The sequence below is a fragment of the Arthrobacter sp. 01T425 genome, from assembly GCF_056398725.1.
In genome coordinates this window covers 13395-29319 of sequence record NZ_JBFTPY010000021.1, presented here as the reverse complement: position 1 = coordinate 29319, position 15925 = coordinate 13395, and the positions used below count along the sequence as shown (strand labels likewise).

Below are 15925 nucleotides of genomic sequence, written 5' to 3'. Positions count from 1 at the left end.
GATCGTTGGAGCGGCCGGAACCGTCAAATAAGGCTGGAAGCCATGGACTCGATCGTCAGCAGCGGGGCCACGTTGGTTGTGGTGATCCGCGTGCGGGCCTTGTTGATGGCGTCCATTCGGGCAAGGGTCACTTCGGCGGTGGAACGGGAGGCGAAGTCTTCGAGTTCGCTTCTGAGTTCAACGTTGACGAGTTCCACTGCGTTCCCCATCTGGATGATCAGGACATCCCGGTAGAAGGACAACAGGTCCGTCAGGGTGCGGTCAAGGGAATCGGTGACGGAACGCTTGGCGCGGCGCTTCTGGTCGTCCTCGAGTTGCTTGACCTGGCTCCGCATGGCTGGCGGCAGCGTGCCGCTTTCGGGTGCCCCGAGGGTGGTAAGAAGCGCGGTTTTCTCGGCGGCGTCGCGCTCGTCGTTGGAGCTGTTGGCTTCCTCGGTGGCGATCTTGACCAGTTTCTCGGCCATCATGACCGCCGCCGTGACGCCGCGAAGGGACAGCGGAAACCGGACCGTCTCGAGCCGGCGCTCCCTGGCCTCCGGGTCCCGGGCCAGGCGGCGGGCGATCCCGACGTGGCTCTGCGCCGCGCGGGCGGCGCGCTCGGCGACCGCCGGGTCCACGCCGTCGCGCTTGACCAGCAGGGCAGCGACGGCGGCGGCCGGCGGAAGCCGCAGCGCCACCGGCCGGCAGCGGGAGCGGATGGTCACCAGGACATCGGCGGGGGAGGGGGCGCAGAGCATCCAGACGGTGCGGGGCGTGGGTTCCTCGATGGCCTTGAGCAGCACGTTGGTGGTCCGCTCGGCCATCCGGTCCGCGTCCTCCACCACGATGATCCGCCACCGGCCCGACGAGGGCCGGTTCCCGGCGGTGGACACGAGCTCGCGCGCCTCGTCGATGGTGATGGTGACCTTCTCCGTGCGCACGAACGCGACGTCGGAATGGGTTTCGCCGAGGATGGTCAGGCACGCCGGGCATTCGCCGCAGCCGCGCAGGCTGACGTCCTCCTGGTCGCAGTTCAGGGCCGCGGCGAACGCCTTCGCGGCGTTGGAACGGCCGGAGCCGGGCGGGCCGGTGAAAAGCCACGCGTGCGTGAGCCCTTCGTTCTGGGCCGCCTGGCGCAACTGGGCCACGACGGCGTCCTGGCCCTGGAGGTCGTCCCAGACCGTCATGCTGTGCTGCTTTGGGTGACGGCCAGCAGGGATTCGACGCGCTCGAGGATGCGGGCGGCGAGTTCGGCGACGGGCAGCCGGGCGGGCAGCACCAGATACGCCTCCGGCCGGGCCGAGGCGAGGTCCAGGAAGGCCGCCCGGATCTTGGCATGGAATTCGTCGGCCTCGGACTCGAGGCGGTCTTCGGCGGCCTGGCCGGCGGTGCGCCGCTGCCGGCCAACGGCGGGTTCGACGTCGAGAAGTACGGTCAGGTCCGGCTGCAGGTCCGATGTGGCCCAGGCATTGATGTCCCGGACCGCCTGCGTTCCGAGGCCTCGGCCGGCGCCTTGGTACGCGACCGAGGAATCGATGTACCGGTCGGTGAGGACGATCTCGCCGCGTTCCAGGGCGGGGCGGATGACCTGGCTCGCGTGCGCCGCCCGGGATGCCGCGAAAATCAGGGCCTCGGTATGGGCATCGATGTGGCCGTGGCCGTGATCCAGCACGAGGGACCGCAGCTTCTCACCGATCGCAGTGCCGCCCGGTTCCCGGGTCCGCAACACGGTAAAACCACGTGATTCCAGGGCCTTGGCGAGTTCAGCCGCCTGCGTGGACTTGCCGGCGCCGTCTCCGCCTTCGAAGGCAATAAACAGTCCGGGCAACAGGCCGGTCAACTTTCGGCGGGACGCTCCGGGGCTCTGGGTAGTCACCGTTCAAGAGTACCGACAATCACCGACACTCTAGTCTGCGCAAAGTCTGCGGCGTAACGGCTTGGGTACCCTGCCGGGCGCCCACGTACCCTGTCCTCATGAGTCTTACTGAAGAACAGGCCGCCTCGCTTTCGCCGGATTCCCTGGTCGTCGCGGCAGGGCGCCCGCCGCGCACCCGAGACGAACCGGTCAACCCGCCGCTGGTGCTGTCCTCGACCTACTTCGGTACGGGACCGCTGGGCGACGGCGACCGCGGCTACGGCCGGTATTCCAACCCCACGTGGGACCCCTTTGAAGAGGCGCTGGGCCAGTTGGAGGGCGCGGAACTGCCGGGCCTGCTATACGCCTCGGGACTCGCCGCCGTGAGTTCGGCCCTGTCTCTGGTGCCCGCCCAGGGCGTCCTCGTCATGCCGTCGCACAGCTACGCGGGATCGGTCACCATGGCCACCGAACTGGCGGCCAAAGGGTTCCTCGAGCTGCGGACGGTAGATATCGCGGACACCGACGCTGTACTTGCGGCGCTTGCCCCGGCTGGCGGGCGCGCCGCCAGCATGCTCTGGCTGGAGAGCCCCACGAACCCCATGCTCGGCGTCGCGGACATGCGGGCCCTGACCGCCGCGGCGCATGAGGCCGGCGCCATCGTCGTCACGGACAACACCTTTTCCACGCCCCTGGTGCAGCAGCCCCTGAGCCTGGGCTCCGACGTCGTGCTGCATTCGGTGACCAAGTACCTCTCCGGCCACTCCGACGTCGTACTCGGTGCCCTGGTGACGTCCGACGCCGGTCTCCGCGCCGCCCTGCTGCACCACCGCACCATCCACGGCGGAATCGCCGGACCATTCGAGGCGTGGCTGGCGCTGCGCGGGCTCCGCACCCTGGCGCTGCGGATCGAGCGTTCGCAGGCGTCGGCCCAAATCCTGGCCGAGCGGCTCGACGGTCATCCGAAGGTGGCCGGCGTCCGCTTCCCCGGGCTGGCCTCGGATCCCGGCCACGCGCGGGCCAAGGAGCAGATGAAGGGTTTCGGATCCGTCCTGTGCATCGAGGTGGCACCGGTGGGTGGGCAGGGCAGCGGCCTCAGCGGCGCGGACGCCGCGGACCGCATGATCCGCGCCCTGCAGCTTTGGCTCCCCGCGACCTCCCTGGGTGGGGTGGAATCCCTGATCGAACGCCGGCGCCGGCACGCCGCCGAGCCGGAGAGCGTGCCGGACAACCTGGTCCGGATGAGCGTGGGCATTGAGAACGTGGAAGACCTTTGGGCCGATTTGGAGCAGGCATTGGGCACTCTGGACGGCTAGGCTGGGGGAGTGGACGGACGCATACTCATTTACTTTGTCGAATCCGGGGTTTACCTGGTCCTGGCTGTCGTGGCCTTTGTCCTTGAGGCATGGGCGTTTTTCGATTGTCTCCGGCACAAGGCCAACGCGTTCGAGGCCGTATCGAAGCGGACCAAGACCTTCTGGCTGGCCCTGACCGGCGGCGCGTTCGCCGTGGGACTGTTCTCCCTGCTCTCGCAGCTGGGCAGCGGTGGCGGCGCCAGTTCGCTCGGGATTTTCGGCCTTGCAGCCGTGACGGCCGCGTCCGTGTACCTCGCCGACGTCCGCCCCGCCGTCAAGGACGCCGGCCGCGGCCGCGGCAGCAACATGGGCCCCTACGGCCCCTGGTGATCCCCACCGGCACCCTAAGCTCGCAAGCTCGCCCAGGGAACCCTGCCGGCGTGGGCCCACCCCCCGGCGCCTAAGCTCCCGGGGCCACGGCTTCCCAGCCGACCGTCACTTCGCCCAGCCGCCAGCGGGACGGGCCGTCCTGGATCGGCCAACCGGCGTCGAGCAGTGCGCGGCACATAGCCCCGAAGCGCTGCCGGTTTCCGAAGGCCGCCAGCGGAGCCGCTTCCAGCCAAGCTTGGTCCATAGCCTGCAGGTAGGCGTGGATCTTCTCGCCGGGCACGTTGCGGTGGATCAGGGCCTTCGGCAGCCTTTCGGCAACGTCGGAGGGCAGCACGAAGGCACCGAACCGCATGGACAGGCTCAGGCTCAGCGGCCGCTCGACGTCGAGCGCCACCCAGGCGGCGCGCCGCCCGATCTCATCGCACGTGCCGTCGATGAACAGCCCGCCCGGGGCCAGCCGGTCCTGCACCAGCCGCCAGATGCCCGCCACGTCGGTTTCCTCGTACTGCCGCAGCACGTTGAAGGCGCGGACCAGCACGGGCTTTCCGGTCATGGGCAGTTCGAAGCCGCCCAGCTGGAACCTTAGGCCGGGCCGTTCAAGGGCTTGGGCCTGCCGGACGCGCTCCGGTTCGATTTCGATCCCCACCATTTGTACGTCCCCGCGGACCGCGGCGAGGCGTTCGAAAAGTTCGACGGCGGTGGCCGGTGAGGCGCCGTACCCGAGGTCGACGGCGAGAGGATGGGCCGCGGCCCGCAGCCGCCATGCCTGCGGCCCGGTCAGCCAGCGGTCCACGCGGCGCATCCGGTTGGGGTTCGTGGTTCCGCGGGTCACGTTACCCACGGGCCTGCCGCCGCGCGCGCCGCCTCTCGTTCCGCCCTTGTTTCGGGGGGCCAGCACCCGTTCAGCCTTCTGTACCACCGCCCAAGCCTATCCTCGAACGCGGGGTCACCTCATTTCCGTGATGGGCGCTGGATGGGCCGGGAGCGACCCCGCGTTGCCCTGAAGCACGCGGTGAAGCAGAAGGTGAGGCACGCTCTGAAACGCGCGCGGTGTAACGCTCGGCACCGCCGCCAACCGCTCGGCTAGGATGAAAACCATGACTTACAAGCTGATTCTGCTGCGCCACGGCCACAGCGACTGGAATGCCAAGAACCTGTTCACCGGCTGGGTGGACGTTGACCTCAATGACCAGGGCCGTGCCGAGGCGGTCCGCGGCGGCGAGCTGCTCGTGGAGAACAACATCCTCCCCGACATCCTCTACACCTCGCGGTTGAAGCGGGCCATCAACACGGCGAACATGGCACTGGAAAAGGCCGACCGCGGCTGGATCGACGTCAAGCGCGACTGGCGGCTCAACGAGCGCCACTACGGCGCGCTGCAGGGCAAGGACAAGGCCCAGACCCTCGCCGAATTCGGCGAGGAGCAGTTCATGCTGTGGCGCCGGTCCTACGACACCCCGCCGCCGCCCCTGGCTGACGATTCCGAGTTCTCCCAGGTGGGGGACCCGCGCTACGCGGACCTTGGCGACGCCGTCCCGCGCACCGAATGCCTCAAGGATGTCCTGATCCGGCTCATGCCGTACTGGGAATCAGACATCAAGGAAGACCTCAGGGCCGGTAAGACCGTCCTGGTCACCGCCCACGGCAACTCGCTCCGCGCCCTCGTCAAGCACCTTGACGGGATCAGCGACGAGGACATCGCCAGCCTGAACATCCCCACCGGCATCCCGCTGGTCTACGAACTGGATGAGAACTTCAAGCCGCTGAACCCGGGCGGCACCTACCTCGATCCCGAGGCCGCCGCCGAGGCCATCAAGGCAGTCGCCAACCAGGGCAAGAAGTAACCGGCCCCCGCCCGGGCAGGCACTAAGTAAGGCACAGCGCACAAACGACGGCGTCCGGCCACCCCCAAGGTGACCGGACGCCGTCGTTCGTATCAGCGCGGTGCTATCAGCGCCGTTGTAACTGCTGCTGATTCAGCCGTAACTGCGGCTGAGTCAGCCGCAGTTGGCCGGAGTCAGTTGTGCTCGATCGTGCTCGGCTGCCACGCGCCCGTCACAAGGTACGTGACCTTCTGGGCCACGGAGACGCCGTGATCCGCGAAGCGCTCGAAGTAGCGGCTGGCCAGGGCAACGTCCACCGTGGTGGCCGGCGACTCCTGCCAGTCGCTGCGGGCGATCGCCTGGAAAACGCTCAGGTGAAGGTCGTTGACGGCGCCGTTGGCCTTCATGATCTCCCGGGCCACGCCGAGGTCGCGGGTTGCCAGCAGCTCCGTGAGCTTCTGGGCGATCAGCAGGTCCTGTTCCGCGAAAGCCTTGAAGGTCTCCCGCAGCTGGTCCGGGACCACTGACGCCGGATAGCGCAGACGCGCCAGCTGGGCCAGGTGCCGGGCGAGGTCGCCCATGCGTTCGAGCGAGGCGCTCATCCGGAGCGAACCAACCAGCATGCGCAGATCGCTCGCCACCGGGCCCTGGAGGGCGAGGATGTCGATGGCACGCTCGTCGAGGCTGTTCTGCAGGAAGTCGATGCGGGCATCGGCGGCAATCACGTCCTCGGCGAGGTCGATATCGGCGCCCTGGAAAGCTGTCGTGGCCTTGTCGATGGCCTCTGTGACCAGCGCTGAGATCTCGACGAGCTGTTCCCTTACCTGGGCGAGCTCCTCCTGAAAAACCTTACGCACGTGTGCGTCCTTTCCTCGGAAATATTGCCTGCAATCGAAGTGGCGGGCCTATTTCGGTTCACCTACCGGCGCTCCAACTGTCAACTCTTTCAGTGTCCGGTGAACTGTTACGCCCCAATAGGTGAACGTTAGCTGAACCGCTGCCCGAATCGCAGGAGATTTCGGATTCGGTCACGTGGCAGAGCATAAGCTGGAGCCGTGGATCCAATGCTCATCGGCGTGATCGCCGGCCTGATCGGCCTCTCGTTTGGCATGTTCGGCGTACTCGCGTTCAGGGTCAGTGAGCAGCAGCGGCATATTGTCGACGTCGACGTCGATGACCCCTCGTTGCCCGAGGGGGCCGCGGAAGTGCTCGCCGTCCTCGGCCGCGCGTTCGTGGTGGTGGATGCGATCGACGGCGTGGTCCGCGCCAGCCCCGCCGCCTACGCCTACGGCCTGGTCCGCGGGCACACGGTGGTGCACCAGCAGCTGCTGGAACTGACGGCCAAGGTGCGGCGGGACGGGGTCATCCTCGAACAGCAGCTGGAACTGCCGCGCGGCCCGCTCGGGCAGGGCACGATCGTTGTCCAGGTCCGGGCCGCCGTCATCACGGAGGAATATGTCCTCCTGCTGGCCGATGACCGGACAGAGTTCACCCGCACCGAGGAAGTCCGCAACGACTTCGTCGCGAACGTCTCCCACGAACTGAAGACACCGGTCGGGGCGATCTCCCTCCTGGCCGAGGCACTCGAGTCGTCCGCTGACGACCCCGAGGCTGTGAAGCGGTTCGCCAAGCGCATGCACAAGGAATCGACACGGCTTGCGGCGCTTGTCCAGGACATCATTGAACTCTCCCGGCTCCAGGGCGCCAACGTCGCGCAGCAGGGCCGCCCGGTGGACATCAACCTTGTGGTCAGCGAGGCCGTGGACCGCTCCGTGCTGCCGGCCGAGAGCAAGAACATCCAGCTAGTCGTCGGCGGGCACGCCGATGCCCTGGTCTACGGCGACCAGGACCTTCTCGTGACCGCCCTGCGCAACCTGATCGATAACGCCATCCGCTACTCGCCGGAGAACACCAAGGTGGGCGTGGGCATCCGGGCCAAGGACGGTCTCGTGGCGGTCTCGGTGACGGACCAGGGCGATGGGCTCAGCGCCGAGGACCAGGAGCGCGTCTTTGAGCGCTTCTACCGCGTGGATGCTGCCCGCTCGCGGCAGACCGGCGGCACCGGGCTTGGCCTGAGCATCGTCAAGCACGTCATTTCCAACCACGGCGGCGAGGTGACCCTGTGGTCCCGGCTCGGCCAGGGTTCCACGTTCACCATTCGACTTCCCGAGATAGAAGGGCAGGACGACGGCGACGCCCCCGAGGCGGGCAAGCCCGCTGCCCAAACTTCCAGTCGGGACCCCAGACCGCAACGACGTGACGCCGCAGGCGTCCATGAGCAAGGAGCTACCGCTTGAGCAGGATTCTGATTGTCGAGGACGAGGAGTCCTTCAGCGACCCCCTGTCCTACCTCTTGGGTAAAGAAGGCTTCGAAGTGGAGGTGGTGGACAACGGACTGGACGCCATCACCGAATTCGACCGCAACGGCGCCGACCTCGTGCTCCTGGACCTGCAGCTGCCTGGCCAGTCCGGCACGGAGGTCTGCCGCCAACTCCGGCAGCGCTCCGGGGTGCCCGTGATCATGCTGACGGCCAAGGATTCTGAAATCGACAAGGTGGTGGGGCTCGAACTGGGCGCCGACGACTATGTCACCAAGCCCTACTCCTCGCGGGAACTCGTGGCCCGGGTCCGGGCCGTCCTGCGGCGCCAGAGCGAGCCGGAGGAACTTGTCTCCACCACAGTGCAGGCCGGTCCCGTTCGGATGGACATTGAACGCCACGTGGTCAGCGTCGGGGGCGAGCAGATCGCCTTGCCGCTCAAGGAGTTCGAGCTGCTGGAAATGCTGCTGCGGAACTCCGGCCGGGTCCTCACCCGCGGGCAGCTGATCGACAGGGTCTGGGGCTCCGACTACGTGGGGGACACCAAGACCCTCGACGTCCACGTCAAGCGGCTGCGCAGCAAGATCGAGCCGGATGCGTCCGCGCCGCGGTACCTGATCACCGTCCGGGGGCTGGGCTACAAGTTCGAGCCCTAAAGATCGGAAGAGGCAGCCCGGCGGCCGCTGCTGCCGGGCCGCCGGACTGCTGGACGTCCGGCGCAGTTGAACATCAGGGGACACACAAAAGGAGGGGCACCTGCAGGTGCCCCTCCTTTTGCAATTGTTCCAGCCGTTGAAGCTAGTGGCCGGCCGTGCTGCTCGGCGTCGGCGTGGCCGTCTCGGTCGGCGTAGCCGTCTGCGTCGAGGTGGCCGTGCCGGACTCGGTGGGCGCCGGCGTCGGCAGGTACGACTTGTAGTCGACGATCGTGCCGTCCATGACCGGAACCGTGAACTTGGCTTCCTTGTTGGTGCCGTTCTCGGAGATGGTGACATCGAGGACGGCGCCCGGCTTGGCGCCGGCCGGGTTCAGGATCGCGGCGTCGGTGGAGTCGTTGAGCATGGTGTAGGAGTTCTTCTTGACCGGAACCTGGGTCTGCGAGCCCTCCGCACCCTTGATGGTCAGCACCACGTCATTGGAGGAGGTGTTGTACACGGCGCCGATCACGCGGCCCGGCTTGTCCTCGCCATCGGAGACGATGATGAAGTTGCGCAGCTGCAGCGCACCGAGATCAGTCCGGGTTCCGTCCGAGGCCGCGTACTGCTCCGTGGTCTGCTGGGCGTTGATGTAGCCGCAGCCGGTCAGGGACAACAGGCCGATGCCAAGTGCAGCCGTTGCCATTGCCAGCTTGCCGCGCTGGCCCCGGTTCATCGCAGTGAAACGCACGTCACGCACTCCTTGAGAGTCTTGAAACATTATTCAGCCATAGCCTAGCCGCAATCGGCCGCAAACAAGGATTCGGCGACTACACACAAGCGCGGCCAAGCGTGCGTCACCGGCGGCGGGACCCGGCTTGGCGGGGGACGGAAACCTCTTGGCAGTTAGGGCCGCAGGCACTATTATCCGCATTCGTCAAGGGGTTTGAGGGGGCGGATTACGGCCATTTTCCCCGGATTCATGCGGTTCCCGGCACCTTTTGATGCCAGTTGTATGCCTTAATCGTGATAAACTGGTCTGCGGGAAAGGGGAATGTCCACATGGTTTTTGAGGTCGGCGAGACAGTAGTTTACCCTCACCACGGTGCAGCCAAAATTGAAGAAATCAAGATGCGCACTGTCAAGGGCGAAGAGAAGATGTATCTCAAGCTCAAGGTGGCTCAGGGTGATCTGACCATTGAAGTTCCAGCAGAAAACGTTGACCTGGTAGGGGTTCGGGACGTAGTGGGCAAGGAAGGCTTGGAGCACGTGTTCGACGTGCTGCGGGCCGAGTTCACTGAAGAACCCACCAACTGGTCGCGTCGCTACAAGGCAAACCTGGAAAAGCTTGCTTCCGGTGACGTCATCAAGGTGGCCGAGGTCGTCCGCGACCTCTGGCGCCGTGATCACGACCGGGGTCTCTCCGCGGGAGAGAAGCGCATGCTGGCCAAGGCCCGTCAGATCCTGATTTCGGAACTGGCACTGGCTGAGAAGACTGATGAAGAGAAGGCTGCAAGCGTTCTCGACGAGGTCCTGGCTTCCTAGCACAGGGCCGGCCCAGCAGGGCCGGCGCAGATAAGAATCGAACCCCGGTGGCGTCAGCCGCCGGGGCTTCTTTTTGCCCTTTTTCAGCGGCCGCCCCCTCCGTTGCGCTATCGGTTGTGGTCCCTTTGAGCGCCCCGGTCCGAGGCGCGGGGACGTAGTCTTGTGCCCATGGATACTGCACCGACGAATACGTCACAGGCGAATGCGTCACAGCCCGGTCCCGCCACAGCGGTCATAGTTGTAGCCGCCGGCTCCGGCCAGCGCCTGGGCTACGGCATGCCGAAAGCAAAAGTCCCTCTCGGCGGGGACACCATCCTCACCCACGCCCTCCGCGGTGTGGCGGCTGCCGGGATCGCACAGCAGATCTGCATTGCGCTCCCCCCGGGCGACACCGAGTTGCGGGCGCTGTGCGAGGCCTTCACGCAGGAGCTTGCGGCCGGACACTCCGGCGCGGCGTCGGGCTCCGGCGTCCGGGCTCCCGTCGTGACGGTCGTCGACGGCGGTGCGGACCGCGCCGATTCAGTCCGCGCAGCGATGGCGGCCCTCCTGCCCAATATCGAATCGGTGCTGGTCCACGACGCCGCCCGGGCGCTGACGCCTGAAGCCGTCTTTCACCGCGTGGCAGCGGCGCTCGGCGCCGGTGCCTCGGCCGTCATTCCGGTGATACCGGTCGTCGACACCGTCAAGACCGTCGAACCGACCACCGGCGACGGCGCCGCGGTGGCCCCCGAACTGGTCACCGGGACAGCGCCCCGGGAATCGCTCCGCGCCGTGCAGACACCGCAGGGATTCGCCCTGAGTACCCTCAAGCGCGCCCACGAAGCTGCCTCCGGGTTCGACGCCGGCCAGGCCGCCCTCGTCACGGACGACGCGATGCTCGTGGAGCTCATCGGGGTCCCGGTCCACGCGGTACGCGGCGCCAGCCAGTCCCTGAAGATCACCACGCCCCTGGACCTGATCCTGGCCGAAGGCCTTCTCGAAGGGCCCCTGGGCTTGCGCTGGGTGGAGGGATGAGCATGTCCACCAACCCGCCAGCCGTTCCCCCGGTCATTCCCCGGACCGGGATCGGAGTCGATGTCCATGCCTTCGCCGCCGAGGACGAGCCGCAGCCGCTGTGGCTCGGCGGCCTCTTCTGGGAGGGGGAGCGGGGTCTGTCCGGCCATTCAGACGGCGACCCCGTGGCCCACGCCGCCGCCGACGCGCTCTTCTCGGCCTGCGGGATCGGGGATCTGGGCACGCACTTCGGTACGGACCGGCCCGAATATGCCGGAGCATCCGGCGTGACCCTGCTTGCCGAGGCCGCCCGGATTGTTCGCGCCCACGGATTCGAAATCGGCAACATCGCCGTCCAGTTCGTGGCCAACCGGCCAAAGTTCGGCCCGCGGCGGGAGGAATCCCAGCAGGTCCTCAGTGCCGCTGCCGCGGCGCCGGTGAGCGTCACAGCCACCACGAGCGACGGGCTCGGGTTCACCGGCCGCGGCGAGGGGATCTCGGCCGTGGCAACAGCGCTCGTGTATCGGGCAGGCTAAGCACCGCAGGTCACAGCAGGTGAAGCACCGCAGGTTGGGCGCCGCTGGTTAAGCACCGCCGGCCCCGGTCCCCTACGCTTGAGGGAAGACCCAAGCGAGACACCCGTTCCGAACTGCCAGGAGACCTGCCGTGAAGAAGCTGCTGACCGCCGTCGTACTCGTGGCAGGGACCATGCTGAGCGGCTGTGCCGCCTCCACGACAGCGCCCCAAACGCCTAGCGCCACTCCGAAGCTCAGCGTCGAGGAAAGCTGTAAGTTCCTCAACACCGACACCTTCGTGCCCTCCGGGAGCGCTAAGGAGCAGGCAGGGCAGATTGGCCAGCACTACCAGGAGGTTGCGGACAAGGTAGCGCCGCAGGTGGGCGCCCCGATCCAGCAGATGGCCGAGATCATGAAGCAGGTTGCGGCGAGCCCTACGGGAACCAAGACCGACCAACAGACGGCCCAGCTCACGGAGCAGATCAACAAGATCGGCCAATACTGCAAGTAGGTCGCCGCACCGGCCGTCCCTGCCTGCCGGCCTGCGCCGTGCCGGCAAAGCCGCGGGTCAGGCCCCGGAGCGTCATCGGCTAATCTGGAGCGGTGACCCTGCGCTTTTACGACACTGCATCCGCCGAAGTCCGCGACTTCGTCCCCCTGGTACCTGGCAAGGTGAGCCTGTACTACTGCGGAGCCACCGTCCAGGGCATGCCACACGTCGGCCACATCCGCTCGGCCATCGCGTTCGACCAGCTGACCCGCTGGTTGCAGTACCGCGGCTTCCGGGTGACGGCAGTCCGCAACGTCACCGACATCGACGACAAGATCCTTGCCAAGTCAGCCGCCTCGTTCGGCGCAGACTTTGAAGACGAGCCCGGAGCCCTCCGCAACGAGGAATGGTGGGCCCTGGCCTACCGCTACGAGCAGAAATTCCTCAAGGCCTATGACACCCTGGGTGTCTCCCGCCCCACCTATGAGCCCCGCGCCACCGGCCACATCCCGGAAATGCACACCCTCATCCAGCAGCTGATCGACCGCGGCCACGCCTACCCGGCCCTGGACGACTCCGGCGACGTCTACTTCGATGTACGTTCCTGGTCCAACTACGGCTCGCTGACGCGGCAGAAGCTCGACGACATGCAGGGCGCCCCTGACGCGGACCCCCGCGGCAAGAAGGACCCCCGCGACTTCGCGCTGTGGAAGGGCTACAAGGACGGGGAGCCGACGACGGCGAGCTGGTCTTCGCCGTGGGGCGCCGGCCGCCCGGGCTGGCACCTCGAATGCTCCGCGATGGTCACCAAATACCTCGGCACCGAGTTCGACATCCACGGCGGCGGCCTGGACCTGCGCTTCCCGCACCACGAAAACGAAATGGCGCAGTCACAGGCGGCAGGCCACGGCTTCGCCAACTTCTGGATGCACAACGGGATGGTCACCTACGCCGGCGAGAAAATGTCCAAGTCCATCGGCAACACCGTCAGCCCGACGGAAATGCTCGAGATCGCCCCGCCGCGTGTTGTCCGGTACTACCTCGGGCAGGCGCAGTACCGCTCGGTCCTGGACTACCAGCCGACGTCCCTGCAGGAAGCGGCCGCCGCCGTCGAGCGGATCGACGGCTTCCTCAGCCGCGCAAGCCGGGTCCTGCCCGACCCGGGACCGGAGGCATCCGCTGGTTCTGTCCCGGAAGCTTTTGGGGTGGCCATGGACGATGACCTCAACGTCCCGCAGGCCCTCGCCGTCCTGCACGACACCGTCCGCGCCGGCAACACGGCTCTCACCGAAGGCGACCTCGACGCCGCGGGCCAGGCGCTGGCCAGCGTCACCGCCATGCTGGACGTCCTCGGCCTCAACGCCACCGCAACGCCTGCGGCCGACGAACAAGCCAACACCGCCCTTGGCGTCCTGGTCGAGGCTCAGCTGGAGGCGCGCGCCCACGCCCGGGCCGCCAAGGACTGGGCCGCGTCCGACGCCATCCGGGACACCCTGGCCGCAGCCGGCGTCGTCGTCGAGGACGGCCCGGACGGGGCGAGCTGGAGCCTGAAGCGCGGCTGAACCCCGTTGACGGCGGCCGGTGAAGTGGGCCGTCGTCGTTCCCTCCGGGCCACCCCGAAATCGTGGATTTTACTCGAGTCAGTAGACTGGAGGTCAGACTTATCAACGAATCGCGTATTTAAAGGGTGAAACTCATGGCCAACAACGGTCGCCGCTCGGTCAAATTGAAGAAGGGCCCCTCCGTCGGAACCGGCGGTCACGGCCGCAAGGCACTTGAGGGCAAGGGCCCCACGCCGAAGGCGGAGGACCGCCCCTACCACAAGGCGTTCAAGAACAAGCAGCTCGCCGAACGCTCCGAGGCCAAGCGCGCCAGCGGAAGCCGGACCACGAGCGCCGCCGCCCGCACCGGACGCTCCGGTCCCAAGGGCCGCGCCACCGAAGAGGTCGTCACCGGCCGCAACTCCGTGGTCGAAGCCCTGCGCGCCGGCATCCCGGCCAAGGCCCTGCACGTCGCCGTCCGCATCGAAATGGACGACCGCGTCAAGGAATCCCTGAAGCTGGCCGCCGAACGCGGCATCCCGCTGATGGAAACCGGCAAGCCCGAGCTCGACCGGATGACCGACGACGCCATCCACCAGGGCCTCGTGCTGCAGATCCCGCCGTACGAATACCAGGACGCGTACGAGCTCGCCGAAGAGACCCTCGAGGCCTGGAAGAAGGGCCACGTGGCCAACGCCCCGCTCTTCGTGGCGCTCGACGGCATCACCGATCCCCGCAACCTCGGCGCGATCATCCGCTCCGTCTCGGCCTTCAGCGGCCACGGCGTCGTCGTCCCGGAGCGCCGTTCCGTGGGCGTCACCGCCTCGGCCTGGAAGACCAGCGCCGGTGCAGCCGTCCGCGTCCCCGTCGCCCGCGCGGCCAACCTGAACAACACGCTCAAGGCGTTCAAAAACATGGGGATCTACGTCCTGGGGCTCGACGGCGACGGCGACGTCTCGCTGCCCGAGCTCACCCTGGCCACCGAACCCGTGTGCATCGTCGTCGGTTCCGAGGGCAAGGGCCTGAGCCGCCTGGTCCGCGAAAACTGCGACCAGATCGTCTCCATCCCGATCGACTCTGCCATGGAATCCCTCAACGCCTCCATGGCCGTCGGTATCTCCCTCTACGAAATCTCCCGCCAGCGCGCCGCTAAGTAGTCCTGCGTTCGGGGCCGGTTTCGCCGTCGCCGGAGTCGGGGGTTGGGTTCCGCGGTCACCTGAGTTGTGGCTGGGTTCCGCCGGAACCGTAGTCTTGCCGTCGCCGCAGTCGTGGCTGGGTAGGACGGAACCGGAGTTTTGCCGTCGCTTAGACACCTCCCTGCACCTCGTGCGGCCGCTAGCGGCCTTACTCGGTTCCGGTCGGCGATGCGCTCCTTAGCAAAACTCCGGTCCCGTCTCTGACGCTCCCTCACCTTGTGCGGGTTGATGGCAAACGGTCCCTCACCTTTCGCGGTAAGCGGCTAAGCGCTCCCTCACTTTATGTGGGGGAGCGCTTCCGTTTAACGTGCGAAACGTGAGGGAGCGTCTCTTTCAAGCAGCCCGGCGGTTGGTGACCCAATATCGAGCGGGCGGCGGTGTCTTGCAAAGGAGCGCATCGCCGACCAGAGCCGGATGAGGCCGCCCAGCGGCCGAAGGAGGCGGCGGGAGGTGTCTAAGCGACGGCAAGGCGCCGTTGCACGCTGGGGTGACCAGAGCAGGGGTGACCACAGCGTGAAGCTTTGGGGAACAGACGGCTTAGAACCTGTGGCGGTTGGCCAGGACCGGGAGTTTGGTGCGGGCTTCCTGGACGGCGTCGGTGTCCAAGTCCGCGAACAGAAGGCCGGGGGCGCCGTCGAGTTCTTCGAGGACGTCGCCCATGGGGGAGACCACCACGGAATGCCCGACGCCGGTGGGGGCGGAACCCTTGACCGGGTGACCCACGCTGGCGGGGTCGCCCTGGCCGCAGGCGAGGACCAGGGTGGTGGAGTCCAGGGCGCGGGCTCGGGCCAGGAGCTTCCACTGCTCGGCCTTGCCGGGGCCCGAGCCCCAGGAGGCGCACACAATGTTGACGTCGGCGCCGCGGTCCGCGTTTTCCGTGAACAGGTCCGGGAAGCGGACGTCGTAGCACGTGGCGAGGCCGAACGTCACGCCGTCGAGCTCGAAGGTGACGGGGGAGGTGCCGGCGTCGACCGTGTCCGACTCGGCGAAACCGAAAGCATCGAACAGGTGGATCTTGTCGTAGCTGGCCTCGAGGCCGCGGCCGGTGACCAGCAGGGTGTTGCGCACCTTGGCGCCGTTGCCGGCGGTGCCGGGAGTGAACATGCCAGCGACGACCACGATGCCGAGCTCCGCGGCGAGGGCGCGGACGCGGGATGCCCACGGGCCGTCCAGCGGCTCGGCGATATCGAGGAGCGAATTGCCGAAGGCCCGCATGGTGGCTTCCGGGAACACCACCAGGTCCGCGCCGCCGGCCTTGGCCTGGCGCGCATAGGCGTCCACGAGGTCCAGGTTTGCGGCCACGTCACGGCCGGTAATGATTTGGGCTAGTGCAACGCGCACAATTACCTCCAA

General features: G+C 67.2%; 17 protein-coding genes. 11 read left to right on the top strand and 6 right to left on the bottom strand.

The annotated features are described in order from the left end of the window. Positions 1 to 23 precede the first annotated feature (23 nt). Complete coding sequence (locus AC1DNG_RS18865) at positions 24 to 1166, bottom strand: DNA polymerase III subunit delta' (protein ID WP_223914375.1); 1143 nt, start codon at positions 1164 to 1166, stop codon at positions 24 to 26. Next, positions 1163 to 1819 carry a dTMP kinase gene (gene tmk / locus AC1DNG_RS18860; protein WP_476874223.1) on the bottom strand — a complete coding sequence of 219 codons (657 nt, stop codon included), beginning with the start codon at positions 1817 to 1819 and terminating at the stop codon, positions 1163 to 1165. Before tmk ends, AC1DNG_RS18865 begins: the two co-directional genes overlap by 4 nt. A 134-nt stretch (positions 1820 to 1953) precedes the next feature. On the opposite strand from tmk, the gene AC1DNG_RS18855 reads away from it, so the two are divergent. Both AC1DNG_RS18855 and AC1DNG_RS18850 read left to right on the top strand, forming a co-directional pair. Next, complete coding sequence (locus AC1DNG_RS18855) at positions 1954 to 3150, top strand: trans-sulfuration enzyme family protein (RefSeq protein WP_476887993.1); 1197 nt, start codon at positions 1954 to 1956, stop codon at positions 3148 to 3150. A gap of 9 nt (positions 3151 to 3159) precedes the next feature. After that, complete coding sequence (locus tag AC1DNG_RS18850) at positions 3160 to 3519, top strand: DUF2516 family protein (RefSeq protein ID WP_028276353.1); 360 nt, start codon at positions 3160 to 3162, stop codon at positions 3517 to 3519. A 70-nt stretch (positions 3520 to 3589) separates the two neighbouring features. Here the strand turns inward: AC1DNG_RS18850 and AC1DNG_RS18845 are convergent, their stop codons facing one another. Beyond that, positions 3590 to 4438, bottom strand: coding sequence for a class I SAM-dependent methyltransferase (locus AC1DNG_RS18845; RefSeq protein ID WP_476887992.1), 849 nt, complete (start codon positions 4436 to 4438; stop codon positions 3590 to 3592). A gap of 178 nt (positions 4439 to 4616) precedes the next feature. Here AC1DNG_RS18845 and AC1DNG_RS18840 point away from each other — a divergent pair, with 178 nt between their 5' ends. After that, complete coding sequence (locus AC1DNG_RS18840; protein ID WP_230009468.1) at positions 4617 to 5363, top strand: phosphoglyceromutase; 747 nt, start codon at positions 4617 to 4619, stop codon at positions 5361 to 5363. Between the two features lie 173 nt (positions 5364 to 5536). Here the strand turns inward: AC1DNG_RS18840 and phoU are convergent, their stop codons facing one another. Then, positions 5537 to 6199, bottom strand: coding sequence for a phosphate signaling complex protein PhoU (gene phoU, locus AC1DNG_RS18835; RefSeq protein WP_079552056.1), 663 nt, complete (start codon positions 6197 to 6199; stop codon positions 5537 to 5539). A 207-nt stretch (positions 6200 to 6406) separates the two neighbouring features. Between phoU and AC1DNG_RS18830 the strand changes: the two genes are divergently transcribed. Continuing rightward, positions 6407 to 7639 carry a sensor histidine kinase gene (locus AC1DNG_RS18830; protein ID WP_223915308.1) on the top strand — a complete coding sequence of 411 codons (1233 nt, stop codon included), beginning with the start codon at positions 6407 to 6409 and terminating at the stop codon, positions 7637 to 7639. Next, positions 7636 to 8316, top strand: coding sequence for a response regulator transcription factor (locus AC1DNG_RS18825; RefSeq protein ID WP_018774213.1), 681 nt, complete (start codon positions 7636 to 7638; stop codon positions 8314 to 8316). Before AC1DNG_RS18830 ends, AC1DNG_RS18825 begins: the two co-directional genes overlap by 4 nt. Positions 8317 to 8458: 142 nt before the next feature. On the opposite strand, the gene AC1DNG_RS18820 is transcribed toward AC1DNG_RS18825, so the two are convergent. Beyond that, a complete protein-coding gene (locus AC1DNG_RS18820) occupies positions 8459 to 9028 on the bottom strand; it encodes a hypothetical protein (RefSeq protein ID WP_476888007.1) in 570 nt (189 codons plus the stop codon). Between the two features lie 326 nt (positions 9029 to 9354). On the opposite strand from AC1DNG_RS18820, the gene AC1DNG_RS18815 reads away from it, so the two are divergent. The 6 genes from AC1DNG_RS18815 (at position 9355) to rlmB (ending at position 14533) form a co-directional block, all read left to right on the top strand. Beyond that, positions 9355 to 9837 carry a CarD family transcriptional regulator gene (locus AC1DNG_RS18815; protein ID WP_026266570.1) on the top strand — a complete coding sequence of 161 codons (483 nt, stop codon included), beginning with the start codon at positions 9355 to 9357 and terminating at the stop codon, positions 9835 to 9837. 168 nt (positions 9838 to 10005) lie between these two features. Further along, positions 10006 to 10851 (top strand): 2-C-methyl-D-erythritol 4-phosphate cytidylyltransferase, encoded by an 846-nt coding sequence (gene ispD, locus AC1DNG_RS18810; protein WP_476887991.1) that lies wholly within the window; start codon positions 10006 to 10008, stop codon positions 10849 to 10851. Next, positions 10848 to 11366, top strand: coding sequence for a 2-C-methyl-D-erythritol 2,4-cyclodiphosphate synthase (ispF, locus tag AC1DNG_RS18805; RefSeq protein WP_476887990.1), 519 nt, complete (start codon positions 10848 to 10850; stop codon positions 11364 to 11366). Before ispD ends, ispF begins: the two co-directional genes overlap by 4 nt. Positions 11367 to 11496: 130 nt before the next feature. Further along, positions 11497 to 11856, top strand: a complete 360-nt coding sequence (locus AC1DNG_RS18800) for a hypothetical protein (RefSeq protein WP_476874219.1) — start codon at positions 11497 to 11499, stop codon at positions 11854 to 11856. 92 nt (positions 11857 to 11948) lie between these two features. Further along, on the top strand, positions 11949 to 13397 hold the full coding sequence (gene cysS / locus AC1DNG_RS18795; protein ID WP_476874220.1) for a cysteine--tRNA ligase: 1449 nt from the start codon (positions 11949 to 11951) through the stop codon (positions 13395 to 13397). A 134-nt stretch (positions 13398 to 13531) separates the two neighbouring features. Then, entirely contained in the window at positions 13532 to 14533 is a 1002-nt protein-coding gene (gene rlmB, locus AC1DNG_RS18790; RefSeq protein ID WP_028276342.1) for a 23S rRNA (guanosine(2251)-2'-O)-methyltransferase RlmB, read from the top strand. Between the two features lie 576 nt (positions 14534 to 15109). Here the strand turns inward: rlmB and AC1DNG_RS18785 are convergent. Further along, positions 15110 to 15913 carry a carbon-nitrogen hydrolase family protein gene (locus tag AC1DNG_RS18785; protein WP_476887989.1) on the bottom strand — a complete coding sequence of 268 codons (804 nt, stop codon included), beginning with the start codon at positions 15911 to 15913 and terminating at the stop codon, positions 15110 to 15112. Positions 15914 to 15925 lie beyond the last annotated feature (12 nt).